We start from the raw sequence: 16,650 nt of genomic DNA on the forward strand, positions 1-16,650 counted from the left end.
CAGCATGCAAAACGCGCACAGCAAGAGCCTCGCCTTACAGACAGGAAAGCCGGAGTATCGGTGTCAGCCTGCGTCTGAAGTCTTCGCCGACGCCTCTTGCGCGCGCCGCAGCCGCTCGCGGCTGTTCGAGAGGTGCATGCGCATCGCGGCGCGCGCCGCCTCCGGATCGCGACGCTCGATGGCATCGTAGATATCCTCGTGCTCCCGATTCACGCGGTCGAGGTAACTGCCCGGATCATTGTGCGCGAGCGCGGCCGAATTCACTCGCGTGCGCGGAATGATCGTATTGCCGAGCTGGCTCAGGATGCTGTGGAAGTAGCGGTTGCCGGTTGCCTTCGCCAGTTCGAGATGGAATGCGACGTCCGCTGCAACCGCGTTTTCCGTGCGGGAAGCGATGTGCCGTTCGAACTCATCCAGCGCGCGACGCATCTGCGCGAGGTTCTCGTCGGTGCGGCGCATCGCCGCCAACCCCGCGGCCTCCGCTTCGAGACTGATGCGCAGTTCGAGGATCGCCATCACGTCGCGGATCGTCAGGTCGCCGGCGGCTTCGATCTGGAATCGGTCGTGGTCGCCCGCCTCCAGCACGAAGGTACCGATGCCATGCCGCGTCTGCACGAGCCGCGCCGCCTGCAGCCGCGAAATCGATTCGCGCACGACGGTACGGCTCACGCCGAGCTGCGCCATGATCTCGGATTCAGTGGGCAGCTTGTCGCCGGGCTGAAGCGTCCCGCTGCGAATCCGCTCGGACAGTTCGGCGACGACCTCCTCGGTCAGATTGCGGGAACGGCGAAGCGCGCCAGGCGCGAGTGCAGGAGACATGAGTGAACCGGTCGTAGAAAGGCCAATGGCCCATTATAGGGCGCAGACCCGCTTGTACGATGACTATTGCACACCAGCCATGCGCCGTCCGACGCGCCGCTTGTATGCAAAGTGCAATCGTTACGACGGTAATGGATGTTTGAAACTACGCATTGAAATGCCGAAAGTTGGGGCGTAGAGTTCACGTACTGCATGAAGTGAACGCCATGTGCTCCCGACCCTACCGCACATCTTTTGTTTGCTTCCTCTCGGGGCTCGTGAATCCCATGTCCGCATCCGTTGGATTCGCCATCTTCCGCGCACGCGCGAGCTATCGAAGGATGCGGATTTCGGCCGCCGCGGCGTATTGCATTCAACATTCAGGCGCGAACTAGCGCGATCGCGGGTGGCCGGAAGTCCGCATCCCCTCGTACGAACTGGCGGGCGATGCATCAGCAATACGGGACGGCAAGGAGACGAGCAATGATGCGTGAAGTAACCGGGGCGTTCTGCGGCCCGCGCAAGCTGGACGAAGCATTGGAAGACCTGCGCGCTGAAGGCATTGCGGGCGACCGTATCCGCGTGGCCTGCGTGGAGCCCCTCGCGGAAATCCAGATGTCGATCGCGCTCAGCGCCAGTTCGCCCACGCAGTGGATCACCGCCGAACATGCCGGTTATGCGCCGTATTTCGAATACGACGCGATCGGCGCTGAATCGCCATCCGCCGATATTCTTCCGGACTTTCGTGATCGCGATGCGGCCGGCCACGCTGAAAGCCTCGGCACGGTGACGCGAGTCATCGTCAGCATTCGTGACGAAGCGGAGATGCGTGCCGTGTGCGACATCTTCTCGCGTCTCGGCACCGACGATATCGACGCCGAAAGCGCGGCGGTCTGACCCGCCGCGCTCGATGCGGCGGCTACTGCGGCGTCGTATCCGCAGGTTTCGCCTTCTTCTTGTGCTTGAAATGGAAGCCGCCCTTGTGCGTGCTTCCCGGTGCGGACGTATTGTCTCCGCCCACCGTCGGCCCGGCGGTCGCCGCCCCGTGCGCGTTGCCGCCGCCCGAGCCGCCGTTGCCATTGCCGCCCGCCTGCGCCATCGCGCTGCCCGAGGCCAGCGCTATGCTGGCCGCCAACGCGATCAGCCCTGCCAGTCTGCTCGTTCTCATCGTTTGCTCCGTTTGTCGAGGTTGATTGTCACGCGCCTGCTCTGTCGATTCTTTGCATTCTTTATGCGGCACGCAGCACACAGTATGCAATTCGCGATAGAAGACTGAGCCGGTGGCGAGCTCGAATTCGCTCGCCGACGAGCCGCCGTCCGAACCGCCGAGAGACTTACAGCAGGTTTCGTGCTCGTTCCCCTCGTCCGTATGCAAAGCATGCTGCCGATTAACGCCCTTTGGACCGCTGACTTTCTGTTTGATTACAGACAGCGCTTTCGCAAGGACGAAGACATCGCTCATCGAAGGCACCGTGCGCCATCGCACGGACGTACACCCCGCGGAATCCGTTAAATACGATCAAACAACCTCGATGGCGAGTGCGAGGGTTCAGTGGATCGAATGTCGTTCACTGAGCGAATACACCGCCGCCCGTACGCCCCGGTTTGAATAACGTAAATGGCGTTCGTTGAGGGGAATGCCCTTGAGCGCCTAACTGGCCGGTCGCACCGTTGGCCAGGTACAAGGGACCAGACATAATGAAAACTGAATTGCGCCGCATCCTTTCCGAATCCGCACGCCTCGACGTGCCCATCGATACTCTTTCCGACAGCGACGATCTTTATGCCGCCGGTCTTTCTTCGCTTGCCACGGTTCACGTGATGCTTGCGATCGAAGATGAGTTCGGCGTCGAAATCCCGGACCACATGCTTACGCGCCGGCTCTTTTCCAGCGTGGATTCGCTCGCGGCCGCCGTGGAGGAACTTCGTCGTCAGCAGGCGGCAGCATGAACGCCGCCGCGCAGGAAGCCGAAGCGTCGCAATTGGCCGAACTCGATCGCAGCGCAGGCGCCCGTAGCGAGACTGAGTTGCTCGAAGCCGCGCGTCGCGTCGCCGCGATTGCGGCGACACACGCGAGCGCCGTCGACAAAGAAGCGCGCTTTCCCGCAGAGGCCGTCGCCGCGATGCGTGACGAACGGCTTTTCTCCGCCATGGTGCCCGTGATTCATGGTGGCGACGGCCTCTCGCTTTCAGGCGTCGCTCGCCTGTGCGAAACGATCGCGCAAGGCTGCGCGTCCGCCGCCATGATCTATGCGATGCATCAGAGCCAGGTGATCTGTATCGTCGATCACGGCGCGAATGTGCAATGGCAGCGCGATTTCCTCACGCGCATGGTGAGCGAGCAATTGCTGCTCGCCTCCGCGACCTCCGAGGAGACGATCGGCGGCAACATGCGAACGAGCGCGTGCGCGGTCGATCTCGTCGATGGCGCGTTCACGATCGAGAAGCTCGCGCCGACGATCTCATATGGCAAGTACGCCGACTGCATTCTCGTTACCGCACGCCGTCATCCCGATGCCCCGCCCTCTGATCAGGTATTGATTGTCGCGCCGCGCGAGACGTGTACGCTCGAACAGCGCGGCACATGGGACACGCTCGGCATGCGCGGCACATGCAGCGAAGGCCATCGCCTCGTCGCAAGCGGGACTGCAGAGCAGATTCTCCCAGTACCGTTTTCGAAGATCGCCGACGAAAGCATGCTGCCCGTATCGCATACGCTGTGGTCGTCAGTATGGATCGGCATTGCAGCGGATGCAGTGAATCGCGCGCATCAATTCTTTCGCAATCAGGCGCGTGGCAAGCCGGGCGCCTTGCCGCCGTCGGCGTCGCGGCTCGCACAGGCCGTCACGCTCATTCGCATGATGCAGGCGCGCCTGCGTGAATCGCTCGCGGCGGTCGAAGCGTCGCAGCGTCAACGCGTGATACGTCAGGCAAGCCATGCAGACGACATCGATGCGCCGCTCACCGCATCCATCGGTCTTGCATCGGACCTCAACATGCTCAAGCTCTCGATTTCACAATCGGCTGTGCATGTAGTGCAAGAGACGCTGATGATCTGTGGAATGGCCGGCTATAAAAACGACACGCCTTTCAGCGTGGGGCGGCATTTGCGCGACCTGCATTCCGCGCCGCTCATGATCAGCAACGACCGCATTGAATTGAACACGGCGAATCTGCTGCTCGCGCAGCGCGCCGCAACCGGGGACCTGTAACCATGAACATGCCGACGGAACAAGCCGCGCTGGTGCCGGCTGAAGCAACCGCGCAAACACAATCGAACGCGACGCAAACACACTACGACAAGTCGGACGTCACGTTGCGGGACCGCCTGATCGAAGCGGGCATTCTTATCGATACTGGCGAAGACGGACTCTATGGCCGCAGTGCGATTTTTGAAGATATCGTCGAACGCCTGAATCAGGCCATTACGTTGCTGGGCGCGGACCAGCACGCAGAAGTGCTGCGTTTTCCGCCCGCCATGCGCCGCCGCGACTTCGAAGACAGCGAGTATCTGAAGAGCTTTCCGAATCTCGCCGGTACGATTCATTCGTTCCAGGGCAGTGATCGCGGGCATCATCGCCTGCTGGAAGCGCTCGAAAAGATCGTTCATATCGGCGAAGAGGAAGAACGCTCCGACGAATGGATGGACCAGCAAAAACCCACTCGCCTCGTACTTACTCCGGCCGCCTGCTATCCGATCTATCCGCTCGTTGCCAAACGCGGAAACCTCGCAGAGGACGGCGCAACGTTCGACGCATTCTCCTACTGCTTCCGTCATGAGCCGTCCATCGATCCGGGCCGCATGCAGATGTTCCGCATGCGTGAATATATTCGCGTCGGCAGTCCCGAACAGGTGATGGCGTTCCGCCAGAAGTGGATCGAACGCGGCTCGCTGCTCGTGAATCTCTTGCAGTTGCCCTTTGAAATCGATCTCGCCAACGATCCTTTCTTCGGGCGCGGCGGCAAGATCGTCGCGGATAGCCAGCGCGCGCAGCAATTGAAGTTCGAACTGCTCGTTCCGGTCGCGACGCCCGATCGTCCAACCGCATGCCTGTCGTTCAACTATCACATGGAACACTTCGGCGAGCTCTGGAACATTCGCCAGGCAGACGACGCCGTCGCGCATACGGCATGCGTCGGCTTCGGCATGGAGCGCACGACGCTGGCCCTGTTCCGCCATCACGGTCTCGATGTCAAGGCGTGGCCTGCGCCCGTGCGTGAGTTGCTTTGGGGCGATGCAGCGCCGATCATCTCCAATGGCCTTGCCAACATGGGTCAAGACGCATGAACGCGCGCTCGCCTGCAGAAGCGTTGACTGGCGCGGACGACGAAGCAAGCCGCCATGCATTGCATCGCGGCGAGCGCGTCTGGCTCGAAACCAATTGCTATGTCGATTTGTGGATCGAGCTACTGCATCACTTCGGCTGTGATCCGCATGCTGCGCTCGGCTTCACGGTGACGCAAGCGTTCGAGGGAGACCAGTTCACGTTTCCCAAGTTCTCTCTCGACGATATCGGCAGGCTTTACGGCCTGCAAGCGCAAGAGCTCGCCATCTACGATACGCTCGAAGCACACGTCTGCGAGCAGACGAAACGCGGGCATGTAGTGGTCGCCGAAGTGGACGCGCATTATCTGCCCGATACGCGCGCCACCGCTTATCGTCAGACGCACTCGAAGACGACCATCGCAATCGACTCGATCGACGCTCAAGCAAAACGCCTCACGTATTTCCATAACGCAGGCTATTTCGCGCTATCGGGCGAGGACTATGACGGCGTCTTTCGATTGATGCCAAATCTCGCGAGCGATGTGCTTGCGTTATTTCCATACGTCGAATTCGTCAAGCGCGCCAGGGCGCCGCTCCAGGGTCGAGCATTGGTGCAACGTTCGCTTGAACTACTCAAGCTGCGTCTCGTAGATCGGCCGGGCGTGAATCCCATCACGCAATGGCGCACTGAATTCCCCCAGCATTTGCAGAGACTCCTCGAACGCGACGTCGCCTATTACCATCTGTACACGTTCAACGTCATGCGTCAGCTAGGTTCGAATTTCGAATTGCTATCGAAATATCTGACCTGGCTGAGTGCGAACGGCGTCACTGTGCCAGAGGACATTCGGAGCAACGCACAGGCGATTGCCAGCGAAGCGATGGTCATGCAGTTCCGGCTTGCGCGGGCACGTATGCGTTCGCGTCCGGACTCATGCAACGACTGCCTCGACTCACTCGAAGCGGCGTACGAAAAGGTCATCGAGCCGCTCGCCTTGCTTCTTCTTTAGAACCTGTGCCGCGCCTCGACGCGGCACAGGATTCTCATTCATCCCCGAAGGTTGTGATATGAATGGCTCCCCGCTCGCGCCTCGCCGCCTGGACGCAGGGTGGCAATGCGCCAGCACGCCTGCCGGCGCATATGCGACTCCCATGGCGCTCGACGCCTGCATCAAGTGGCTCGATGCGCAAGTGCCCGGCACGGTTGCTTCCGCGCATCGCGCAGCAGGCGTGGACGACGAAGCACTCGCTCAACCATTCGCGCTCTCGGACCATTGGTATCGTCTGACGCTGCACGCCGAAGGAAAACGACGCGTGCGCTTCAATGGACTCGCCACGATAGCCGAAGTCTGGATAGACGACTGCAAGCTATTGGAGTCGGACTCGATGTTCATCACGCATGAAATCGACTACGAATTCACGGGAACGACCACGCTTCACCTTTGCTTCAGGTCTATTACGCCTGCACTTGCGGCGAAACGCGGGCGAGCTCGGTGGCGTCCGAGGCTCGCGCAACCCGCGACGCTGCGCAACATACGTACGACCCTGCTCGGCCATATGCCGGGATGGTGTCCGCCAGTGCAACCTGCCGGACCCTGGCGCCCCATAGAGTTGATCGGCGAGTCGCCTGAATCGATTGATCGCGTCGATCTAGCGTCGCGTGTAGAACACGGCGATGGCGTCCTCGATGTAACGGTGCGCTTCTTTCACGCGCAAGCACCGGATGATATGCGCCTGCAATGTGGCGAGGCGTCGACTACGCTGGTGTGGAAGGATGCGCACACGTTGACGGGCCACGTACGCGTGCCACAAGCGCGCTTATGGTGGCCCCATACTCACGGACAACCTGCACGCTATGCCGTGCAGCTCATCGGCGCATCGGCAGGCGTCGTCTCTTTGGGCGAGATCGGCTTTCGCACGATCGAAGTGGACCGGGGTGCGGATAAAGCCGGCTTCCAACTGGTCGTGAATGGTGTGCCGGTCTTCGCGCGCGGGGCGTGCTGGACATCTGCCGATATCGTTGCTCTGGAGGCATCGCGAGAGAAGCTTGCATCGATCTTCGACGCATGTCGTCGCGCGGGTCTGAATATCATTCGCGTGAGCGGCACCACGCTTTATGAATCGGACACGTTTTACGAGCTTGCCGACGAATACGGCATTCTGGTCTGGCAAGACTTTGCCTTCGCCAATTTCGATTACCCGACTGACGAGCGCTTTCAGCGCGCCGTGCAGCAGGAAGCCGAGCAGTTCCTCGCGCGCACGCGGCGCTTTGCGTCGCTTGCCGTACTATGCGGCGGAAGCGAAGTGCATCAGCAAGCCGCCATGCTCGGGCTTCCGTTCGACGCCTATCAGCAACCGCTCTTCACTGAGCAATTGCCCTCGATCGTCGCAGCAATGCGTCCCGACGTGCCATACGTTGTGAACTCTCCGAGCGCCGCGCCCGGCGATACGTCGTCGATGCCGTTCGGCACGCGCGGCGGCATCACGCACTACTACGGCGTCGGCGCATATCAGCGCTCGTTCGACGATGCGCGCCGTGCTGAAGTGCGCTTCGCAAGCGAATGCCTCGCCTTTGCCAATGTTCCGGATAACGCCGCGCTGCGGCTCGCGTCGAACGCCTCGCGGCCGCATGAGCCACGTTGGAAAGCCGGCGTGCCGCGCGATCCGGGCGCTGCCTGGGACTTCGACGACGTGCGTGAGCACTACTTGCGCACCGTCTACGGCGTCGACGTGGCGCGTTTGCGGTATGAAGATCCTGAGCGGTATCTAACGTTGTCGCGCGCCGTCGTCGCCGACGTAATGGGCGCAGTCTTTTCCGAATGGCGACGCAAAGGCTCGTCCTGTGCCGGTGGCATCGTGTGGAATCTTCTGGACGTGCGGCCCGGTGCGGGATGGGGAATCATCGATGTCCACGGCGTTCCGAAAAGTCCTCTGCATGGACTCGCTCGCGTGCTTCAGCCGGTGCAAGTTCTGGTCACCGACGAAGGCCTCGACGGGCTCGATCTTCATCTCGTGAACGAAACGGCGCACGACATTCGCGCCCGTGTGATGCTGAGTTGCCTGCGCGATGGCGCGATCAAAGTGGCGGGCGGTTCGTGCGAGATCACGTTGCCCGCTCGCGGCGTCGAGCGAATCAACTCGAATGCTCTCTTGGGTGCGTTCTTCGATACGACCTATGCCTATCGCTTCGGCCCACGCGCACACGATGCGACTCATGTCGTTCTAAGCGACGTCGCCACAGGTGAAGTATTGTCAGAGGCTTTTCATTTTCCCGATCTCGGCGTTGCAGACCGCCGCGATCCTGGCCTCGGCGTGACCGTTGAGAAGCATGCGGCGGGATGGTGCCTCGACATCAGCAGCACGAGACTCGCACGCTGGGTCCATGTCGACGATCCAAACTACTATGCGGAAGTCGACTGGTTTCATCTCGCGCCCGGAAGCACGCGACGCGTTCCGCTTGTCGCGCGTCGCCCGGACGTTTCTTCGAAGCCGGAAGGCGAAGTCATCGCATTGAACGGGACTGCGGGTGCGTCGTATAGAGCGTGAGGCGTTGCTATTCTGCTGCTTTACGGGGCTTCTCCTGGTCGACACGTTGAGGAACGCCATATAATGCATCTAATGAGTCTGTGAATTCCTCCGTGCACCCCATGCGCAGAAGAAACTTGTCGATACGAATCATCTCGATCACGCCTTCCGCTGCAATGATTCGATAGAGCGCCCCTGATTCGTTCTTGATTCCGACTCGCATGCGCGCGCGCCGCCCCGGCAAGCAGGTCGCGTGTTTCGACACGAAGTCCAGGATCTGCGCATCGAGCGCCGATCTGGCTGCGCCATTGATCAGATGGCTGCGCATGCGGGTTGATTACGTTTGGACCTCCTCACAATAGCACGGCTCACTACGGCCGCCACTATTAGGCAGCGACCAAGCGCGTTACACCTTACTTCCATGCGTAGCGAAGCCCTACCCAGACGCCACGCGGCGCGCCCACGCCCAGGAATTGTTCATTCGTCGTATCCGTTCCACTGAATGTATGGTTAGGTCCATTAAAAGCGTTCTCTCCGAGAATGGCAAAGCTCGCATAGCGCTTGTTCAGAAGGTTCTTCACAGTTGCGTAGACCTGTAACTGCTTGGTCACGTTATAAGTCGTGTCGAGGTCTATCAAGAAGTAGCCTGCGACGCTGCCATTCACATCCTGATTGTTCTCGTCCCCGCGCGAAAAAATATTGCTACGGTAAGTCAGGTTGCTACCGACATTCCATTGCGAGACCGGAGAGTAGTCGACACGAAGCTTCACGGTATTAGACGGAATGCCGGGAATGCGGTCGCCCGAATGTACGGTAATGTTGCCGTTACCGTCGGCGCTCGAGTTGCTGGGACTATGCTCGACCCACGTCGAACGATAGGTCGCGTCGACATAGCTATAGCTCGCGCCGACGCCCAGTGGCCCCCATTGCGTTCGGCCTGCGAGCTCGAAGCCCTGGCGACGCGTCTTGCCCACGTTCTGGAAATACCCGAGCGTGCTCGTTGCGCCTTGACTGCTGACGAACTGAATATCATCGGACAGCGTCGTGCTGTATGCCGCAGCGCTCCAGCTCGTCGCGTTGCCGATGCGGCCGCGCGCACCGATTTCGAATGTACGCGAGATCACCGGCTTGAGGTCCGGGTCTGCAATGAAGTCATTCGGTAGAGAGCATGGTGCGTTCGGGTCCGCGCAAGCGAGTTCGATGGCAGTGGGCGAGCGCATGCCTTCGTTATAGGTGGCGTACGCAGTAAGCCACGGCGTCGGATTCCAATTGAAGCCAATAGCAGGGTTGAAACGCGAGAACGTGTGATTTCCGTCGAGCAGAGGTTGCACGCCGCTCTCATCGCCGATAGTCGCTTTGGACCAGTTGTATCGTCCCGCCAGCGTCATCGACCATTGCTCGGTGAAAGAGAAGGTGTTCTCGAAATAGATGCCCCAGTTCTCGTTGCGCGTCCTCGCGTTCGTGGCGGAAACGAACGGGCCTGTGCCAAGCGTCGCGCGAGTGTCCGTGAATTCCGCCGGCTGCGTCGCCTGCGTGAAGTGCGTGTTGGCGAAGTCGCCTGCCGCCCCGAGCACGAGTTGGTTGTCGTTGCCGAATAGCTTGTTCAGCAGCGTAAGTTGGAGGCTCGCGCCATAACTGTCGGTCAGTACGACGGATTGCTGGTTGGTGGCCTGTACGAGGTCGATATCGTTATCGCCGCCGGCCGTCACCGGGTTATAGGCGTCGTTGACATTGCTGCTCGTGTTCTTGTTGCGATAGTGCCGGTAATAGACGTTTCCACTCAGTTGCACATTGGGCGAGAGATAGTGCTCGGCATTGATCGTGATATAGCCGAGTTGGTTCTCGTTCGTGTCGGGATATGTGTACGCCTGGCGAAAGTTGTCGAGAAACGATCTGGGGATGGTTTGCGATCCGTTGAGTGTATTGTCGGCGCCGCCTATCGACATCGAAACGGTGGTATCCCCATCGGTGTAACGGAGTTTCCCGAATGCCTGACGCAAGCGGCTCGAATTGTGCTCGGCCCAGCCGTTGTCATTCGTGATGTTGGCCGTGAAGTAATAGTCGAGGTGATGGCCAATGACACCGCCCTGTTCGATCTGCGCCGCTTTTCTTCCCCAAGATCCGCCGCTTACATCAATGTTTCCCCCAGGATTACTACGGCCGTTCTTCGTCGTGACGGCCACCGCACCACCGAGCGTATTGAGTCCGAACGTCGGGTTCGAGCCCGGGATGATCTGCATCGTCTGAATGGCCGCTTGCGGAATCAGGTCCCAGTTGACCACATCGCCGAACGGTTCATTCACTCGCACGCCGTCGAGAAATACCGACAGGCCTTGCGGCGTGCCCAGCAAAGGCGAAGCAGTGAATCCGCGATAGAGAATGTCGGTTTGCGAAGCGTTGCCTTGTGCGTCGTTGGTGTCCACGCTCGTCACGTTTCTCTGCATGTAGTCCGTTATGGTCGAGGTGGTGGACGAATGTTGCGCTTGCAATTCACTGCCCTTGATGGTCTGGACATTAGCAGGCACCTTTTCCAGCGGAGTGCCGACGCCCACCAGCGGCGTAGTTCCGACGACCACGATGGTCGGCAATTCCGTGTTCGCAGTGGATGCCGCGTCGGGCGCGCTCGCCGCTTGCGCCCATGCCCCCGCAGTCATGCTCGCCAGCGCGCCGCCGATTGCCACCTTATATCTCGCGCGGCGCGTAGGCGAACGCGCCTGCCTAAGGGTGCAGGAATTGCTCCTCATCGTCGTCTCCCGTCATATTATTTTGTCAAGATACACGTGAGCTGTTCTGACTTCGAAAGAGTCGCATGACGAAGGGTGCGCGCGCCCGGACTTTTTCCCGATCGCGCCGGGAATCTCTCCCGAAGGCGGCAGCGCGGCTTCGTGCGCATGTCTACGGATGCAGCATGCGAACATGAATCGTCGTACGCCGGTTTGGTGAGCTGCGATGACTTGAGTAGAGCTGTCTCAGCCGACAATGCAAGGACCGCAATGATCGAACGCTTCCGCCCCGCAACATCAAAGTATGTGTACGGCGCCCTCGTCGGACGCATTACCGATGGGAAAGAGAACCCTAACGGCAATTCACCGCATTACGAGATTCTTGTCGACGCGGCGGAGACTCCGTATCGCGTTGCGGTCAATATCCGTTCCGTCGAAGGCAGCGAAGTGCTCGCCTACAGCAGTAACCAATACACGAACGAGACGAAGCTCGGCATATCCGAACGGATGTCGGGACCGCACGGTTTCACCCCGCTCGCGACAGGCAAGCAAGGTGAGGGACTCGACTATCTACGCGATCATCTCTTCCCGCTGGATCAAATGAGGCCCATCGCCGCCGATGGTAACGGCAGCACGATGTCCGCCCTTCTCGACGGACAGATACAGCGCGCGAAGAACGATAAGCAAGCGGTGGTGCTCGCCGTCGGTGACAAGTTCGACGACTACGCGACACGCGAGCCGCTCGCCTTCTCGCTTGGCCGCGGCGTGCACGACATTCATATGATGCAGGGCAACTCAGGCAAATTCGCGGACGACAACCGCATCAACGGTGACGGAGCGCTGTTTATCCGTTTCGCAGGCGGTGAGACGTTTGCCCTTTTCGTACGGTTCGCGACGCAGGCGACTGAGACCGACGAGAACGGTAATCCCTCTAAGCCCGTTTAATGCGCTCTCAACGCATCGACGATATCCATTCGCGATGCCCTGAGCGCCGGCAGAAAGCCGCCCACGATGCCCATGACGAGCGAGAAGACGACAGTCTGCAATACCACCGAAGGCGTGAGCATGAAACGGAACGAGAGGTCGGAGAACGTCTGAAAGTTCGTTGTGGAGAAGGAGGCGAACTGCATCAAAGAAGCGCAGCATAGGCCCGCCATGCCGCCTACGAGGCCGAGCAACAGCGCCTCCAGCAAGAACGCGAGCAGCACGTCGAATCGCTTGAAGCCGAGCGCACGCAGGGTTCCAATCTCGGCCACGCGGTTGGCGACCGACGCATACATCGTGATCATTGCCCCAATCATCGCTGCAATTGAAAAGATGATGGAGAGAGTGAAGCCGAGTATGTTGATGAACGTCGACAGAGCCTTCGACTGATCGCCATAAAAGACTTGCTCGCGCTTGGCTTCGTCCGCGAGGCGCGGGTCCGTGTCGATATCGGTCCTGAAGCGTTCGAGCGCGTCGCTGCGAACGAGGCGCACGACCATCGACGAGTAGCTCGTTCGGCGAAAGGACTGCATGAGTTGGTCCACATCGCCCCAAATCTCCGAGTCGAAGCCGCTGCCGCCTGCATCGAAATGACCGACCACCGTCCAGTCCCGTTGCGCAAAGCGCAAGTGATCGCCGATGCGTGTACCAGCGAAGCCCTTCGTGATATTGCTGCCGACTATGATCTCCGACGATCCACGCCTGAACATGCGGCCTGCCGACAGCTTCACCTGCGGGCGCAATTCGAGACCCATTGGCGAAACGCCGCGTATCACCACGTTGGCAGGCGTATTCGCCCCGAGCTTGATGAGAGAGATCAGCACGACAGTCTCTTTCGATGCCAGAGGCTGACCATCGCCATTCATTGCGACCGACGGATGCATTGCCATCACGTTCGCTTGCGCGCGATCGACGGAACTCTGTATCTCCGTCTCCGCGCCCTTGCGGATCACCACCACGTTATCGCGCTCTCCTGTCGAGACGAGCGTTTTCTTCAGGCCCGCATCGAGCATGAGCACGGTGGCAAAAACGAACACGACGAGCGCGAGGCCGCTAGCGGTCAGAAGCGTCGTAAGACGACGCGCCCATAAGTTGCGTGCGACATACGTGACAGGAATAGCCATCGCCGTATGTCCTCAACCAATCGCCCGCAGGCCTTCGACGATACGCACGCGGCTGGCCTGCACCGCCGGCACGATCGCCGCAGAAAGCGCAATCACGAATGCGCATGCGGCCTGCAACAAGATGGTTTCATGCGACACCTTGAAGACAGGAAACACGCCGCCGGTTGCATGCTGGAAGACCACCGCAGCGGGCGGAGTGGCGAGAATGCCGATGCCGCCGCCGATGGCACAGATCGCGAGCGATTCACCGAACACCAGTGCCGACAGAAACGCGGGTCCGAACCCGAGCGCCTTGAGCGTCGCATACTCGACTGTACGTTCGCGCGCACTCATCGCCATGGCGTTCGCCATCACGGCCATGATAATAAGGATAACTACATAGGACACTACGCGTATCGCCGCGATAATCTGATTCGACATCGCGACGAAACCAAGCTGGAAAGCCTGCTCCGTTTCGGTCAATGTCTCCGCGAGCGAGTTTTTGAAAACCGCATCGATGTTACGCGAAACCGTCGCGCCCTTATCCGGATCGTCGATGCCGACGACGTAGACGCCCACCTGATCGACGTTGCGCTTCGTGGTCTTTCGAATCGTTTCGTTGAGATATTCCCAGTGAAAAACGAGTTGCCGCGTAATGGTGGATTCGTCGCGCCCTTCCATGATGCCGCGCACAACGAAGTCCCACGTGCCCGGATAGATGGTGCCCTTAAGGGGAATGACATCGCCCACTTTGAAGCCGTATTGCGTCGCAAGCTGACGTCCGATGAGACAGCCTTTGCGATCGCGACGGTAGTCGGCGCGCGCTTGTGGCGTTATGACGAACTCTGGGTAAAGGTCGAGGTAGTTGTCGGATACGGCGAACTGCGCAAAGAAATTCTTCGGGTCCCGGTAGATGCCGCCGAACCAGTTCGAACGCGCAACCATCGTGACGCCCTCGACGCCGCGAATGCGGTTCTCATAGGCGAGCGGCAGCGGGAATACGAGAGATATTGCATTGCGCGTGACGAGCCTCGCGTTGGAAGCAGCCGCCGCACCGGCATACCATGCATCGACGACCGTATAGAGCAAACCATACGCGAGCACGGCAATGGTCAAGCCGAGGACAGTCAACGCGGTACGCAATCGATGGCGCGTCGCATTGCGAAGAATCAGCTTGAGCGCATACATTGTGTCAGCGCGCCTCGGCATCGATGAGTTCACCCTTCTCCAGATGCACGAGCTTTCTCGCTGCGTTCGCCGCATGCGCGTCGTGCGTCACCATGATGATCGTCTTGCCGAGGCGATCGTTCAGACGCTGCAACATGGTCAGCACTTCGGACGCGGACGTGCGGTCGAGGTCACCGGTCGGTTCGTCAGCGACGATCAGCTTCGGATCGGTCACGACCGCACGCGCGATCGCGACGCGTTGCTGCTGCCCGCCCGATAGCTCCGACGGATAATGGCTCATGCGCTCGCTCATGTTCACCATGTCGAGCACCATCGCGACACGCTCGCGCCGCTCTGCACGCGAAAGGCGCGTGAGCATCAGCGGAAGCTCGACGTTCTCGAAGGCGGAGAGCACCGGCATCAGGTTATAGAACTGGAAGATGAAGCCGACATTCGATGCGCGCCACTCCGCGAGCGCCGCCTCGGGCAAGCGGGTAATGTCGAGCCCGCCGACGCGCAACTCGCCGCTATCCGGCCGGTCGATGCCGGCAATGAGATTGAGCAACGTGCTCTTGCCCGAACCTGACGGCCCCATCAGCGCGACAAAGTCACCCTCGGTGATGGACAAGGTGATGTCGGTCAGCACGGGTACCGTTTGCACGCCGCGCCGGTACGACTTCGCGACGTGGCTGATCTGAATCAGGGGCGCCGTGCTCACGCTATTTCTTCGCCACGGTGACGCTCGCGCCGTTCTTGATCTTGTCGCCGGGCGCGAGCACGAGCGTATCGCCAGGCTTGACGCCTGACACGGCCAACAGGTCGCCGATGCGCTCGCCTGTTGCCACTGGCACTTCGCGCACCTTATCGTTGTCGACCACATACACCACGTTTCTGCCCTCGCGTGTGACGACAGCGGCCGGCTGCACGGCCACGACGGCTTTCTTCTGCGCCGCAGGGACTGGCTTCGAGAGAAAGGCGACTTTCGCGCTCATGTCGGGAAGGACGCGCTCATCGCGCTCAACGAAACGCACCTTCACGAGCACGGTGGCTTTCCATCGATCGACGGTCGGCACGATGCGCGATACGCGGCCCGCAAAACGCGTATCCGGCAGCGCGTCGAGTTGAATCTCGCAAGGCTGATCGACGGCGATATGCCCGATGTTCGACTCCGCCACATCGGCTTCGACTTCCAGCGTCTTCATGTCTGCGATCGTAACGACCGCGCCTTTGCTGTCCGATGCTGACGAGAACGGCGTGATGTTGTCGCCGACGTTAGCGTGTTTCTCGATCACGACGCCATCGAACGGCGCGCGGATCACCGTCTGATCGACGGCGACCTGAGCCGCGCGCGCATTCGCCTGCGCAGACTGAATGGCCGCTTGTTCGCTGTTGATCGAAGCTTTCGCCTTATCGAAACGAGAGCGGTCGGCGTCGTATTGCGAAGCGGAGATTGCGCCGTGTGGAGCGAGTACGAGTGAACGCTTCAGATTAGCCGATGCGTTTTCGAGTTCGGCGCGCTGCAACTGCAGATTCGCCTGAGCGACTTTCACTTGCGCCTGCGCCTGAGCCAGCGCCGCGGCCACATCCGCGCTCTCGAGCCGCGCAATGACCTGCCCTTCCTTCACCGGCGTCCCCTCGAGTACGCCGAGCCATTCGACCCGCCCTTGCGCCTTGGATGCCACCGCCGCCTTCCGCTGCGGCACCACATAGCCGGTTGCATTCAAAATGGTATAGCTCTGCGATGGGTACACGGATGTAACGGTGGTCGTCTCGACAGTCTGCGGCCCAGCGAGCCGAAGACCGACGCCGATCATCGCGAGGACGAGGACCAGGACACCCGCGTAGCGCAGCCAATTGCGCCGCCTCCGCGGCGCCACGGCGCCCGGACCCGTCGTCCGATCGATTCTTAATTTTTCTAGGTCGTGTTCAGCCAATTTCTGACGTAAGCGCCGTTGAGTGCCAGCGAGATGGCTGCTCGAGGCAGCGGTCCGGCGCGTGTTGCGGTGAAGGGATGCTCAGTATAGCGCCGGAGCTTACAGGTGCTTACGCTTCGCGCTGGCGGCTTCTCATTGGCTTTGCGATC

The 16,650-nt window shown here is 60.3% G+C and carries 15 protein-coding genes; 7 read left to right on the forward strand and 8 right to left on the reverse strand.

The window, feature by feature from the left end; genetic code table 11:
- Window positions 1-63: 63 nt before the first annotated feature.
- Window positions 64-819: a FadR/GntR family transcriptional regulator gene (locus tag NCR34_RS19985; RefSeq protein ID WP_248324336.1), complete on the reverse strand. Its 756-nt coding sequence runs from the start codon at window positions 817-819 to the stop codon at window positions 64-66.
- Between the two features lie 462 nt (window positions 820-1,281).
- Between NCR34_RS19985 and NCR34_RS19990 the strand changes: the two genes are divergently transcribed.
- Window positions 1,282-1,695 carry a hypothetical protein gene (locus NCR34_RS19990; RefSeq protein ID WP_248324337.1) on the forward strand — a complete coding sequence of 138 codons (414 nt, stop codon included), beginning with the start codon at window positions 1,282-1,284 and terminating at the stop codon, window positions 1,693-1,695.
- Window positions 1,696-1,717: 22 nt separating this feature from the next.
- On the opposite strand, the gene NCR34_RS28370 is transcribed toward NCR34_RS19990, so the two are convergent.
- Entirely contained in the window at window positions 1,718-2,260 is a 543-nt protein-coding gene (locus tag NCR34_RS28370; RefSeq protein ID WP_371747499.1) for a hypothetical protein, read from the reverse strand.
- Between the two features lie 236 nt (window positions 2,261-2,496).
- Between NCR34_RS28370 and NCR34_RS20000 the strand changes: the two genes are divergently transcribed.
- From NCR34_RS20000 to NCR34_RS20020, 5 genes are read left to right on the forward strand one after another with little or no spacing between them, the layout of a single operon-like run.
- Complete coding sequence (locus tag NCR34_RS20000; RefSeq protein WP_206470911.1) at window positions 2,497-2,748, forward strand: acyl carrier protein; 252 nt, start codon at window positions 2,497-2,499, stop codon at window positions 2,746-2,748.
- On the forward strand, window positions 2,745-4,010 hold the full coding sequence (locus NCR34_RS20005; protein WP_248324338.1) for an acyl-CoA dehydrogenase family protein: 1,266 nt from the start codon (window positions 2,745-2,747) through the stop codon (window positions 4,008-4,010). The genes NCR34_RS20000 and NCR34_RS20005 overlap by 4 nt, the downstream gene beginning before the upstream one ends.
- A 2-nt stretch (window positions 4,011-4,012) precedes the next feature.
- On the forward strand, window positions 4,013-5,086 hold the full coding sequence (locus NCR34_RS20010; protein WP_248324339.1) for an amino acid--[acyl-carrier-protein] ligase: 1,074 nt from the start codon (window positions 4,013-4,015) through the stop codon (window positions 5,084-5,086).
- Window positions 5,083-6,075 carry a DUF1839 family protein gene (locus tag NCR34_RS20015; RefSeq protein WP_248324340.1) on the forward strand — a complete coding sequence of 331 codons (993 nt, stop codon included), beginning with the start codon at window positions 5,083-5,085 and terminating at the stop codon, window positions 6,073-6,075. Before NCR34_RS20010 ends, NCR34_RS20015 begins: the two co-directional genes overlap by 4 nt.
- A 58-nt stretch (window positions 6,076-6,133) precedes the next feature.
- Window positions 6,134-8,611 carry a glycosyl hydrolase 2 galactose-binding domain-containing protein gene (locus NCR34_RS20020; RefSeq protein WP_248324341.1) on the forward strand — a complete coding sequence of 826 codons (2,478 nt, stop codon included), beginning with the start codon at window positions 6,134-6,136 and terminating at the stop codon, window positions 8,609-8,611.
- Window positions 8,612-8,618: 7 nt separating this feature from the next.
- Here NCR34_RS20020 and NCR34_RS20025 read toward each other — a convergent pair whose 3' ends face one another.
- Both NCR34_RS20025 and NCR34_RS20030 read right to left on the reverse strand, forming a co-directional pair.
- Window positions 8,619-8,918: a hypothetical protein gene (locus NCR34_RS20025; RefSeq protein ID WP_248324342.1), complete on the reverse strand. Its 300-nt coding sequence runs from the start codon at window positions 8,916-8,918 to the stop codon at window positions 8,619-8,621.
- Between the two features lie 85 nt (window positions 8,919-9,003).
- A complete protein-coding gene (locus NCR34_RS20030) occupies window positions 9,004-11,334 on the reverse strand; it encodes a TonB-dependent receptor (RefSeq protein WP_248324343.1) in 2,331 nt (776 codons plus the stop codon).
- Between the two features lie 249 nt (window positions 11,335-11,583).
- Here NCR34_RS20030 and NCR34_RS20035 point away from each other — a divergent pair, with 249 nt between their 5' ends.
- Window positions 11,584-12,258 (forward strand): DUF2278 family protein, encoded by a 675-nt coding sequence (locus NCR34_RS20035; protein ID WP_248324344.1) that lies wholly within the window; start codon window positions 11,584-11,586, stop codon window positions 12,256-12,258.
- On the opposite strand, the gene NCR34_RS20040 is transcribed toward NCR34_RS20035, so the two are convergent.
- The 4 genes from NCR34_RS20040 to NCR34_RS20055 are packed head-to-tail and all read right to left on the reverse strand — an operon-like array spanning window position 12,255 to window position 16,381.
- Window positions 12,255-13,421, reverse strand: a complete 1,167-nt coding sequence (locus NCR34_RS20040) for an ABC transporter permease (protein WP_248324345.1) — start codon at window positions 13,419-13,421, stop codon at window positions 12,255-12,257. The two genes, NCR34_RS20035 and NCR34_RS20040, sit on opposite strands and share 4 nt — an antisense overlap.
- Window positions 13,422-13,433: 12 nt before the next feature.
- Window positions 13,434-14,588, reverse strand: a complete 1,155-nt coding sequence (locus tag NCR34_RS20045; protein ID WP_248324346.1) for an ABC transporter permease — start codon at window positions 14,586-14,588, stop codon at window positions 13,434-13,436.
- Between the two features lie 4 nt (window positions 14,589-14,592).
- The gene (locus tag NCR34_RS20050) at window positions 14,593-15,285 is read right to left on the reverse strand and encodes an ABC transporter ATP-binding protein (RefSeq protein ID WP_248324347.1); all 693 of its coding nucleotides are present in this window, start codon (window positions 15,283-15,285) and stop codon (window positions 14,593-14,595) included.
- A gap of 1 nt (window position 15,286) precedes the next feature.
- Window positions 15,287-16,381, reverse strand: coding sequence for an efflux RND transporter periplasmic adaptor subunit (locus NCR34_RS20055; protein WP_248324798.1), 1,095 nt, complete (start codon window positions 16,379-16,381; stop codon window positions 15,287-15,289).
- Window positions 16,382-16,650 lie beyond the last annotated feature (269 nt).

Origin of the sequence: Caballeronia sp. GAWG1-5s-s (assembly GCF_023631445.1) — a bacterium.
Lineage (GTDB): Bacteria > Pseudomonadota > Gammaproteobacteria > Burkholderiales > Burkholderiaceae > Caballeronia.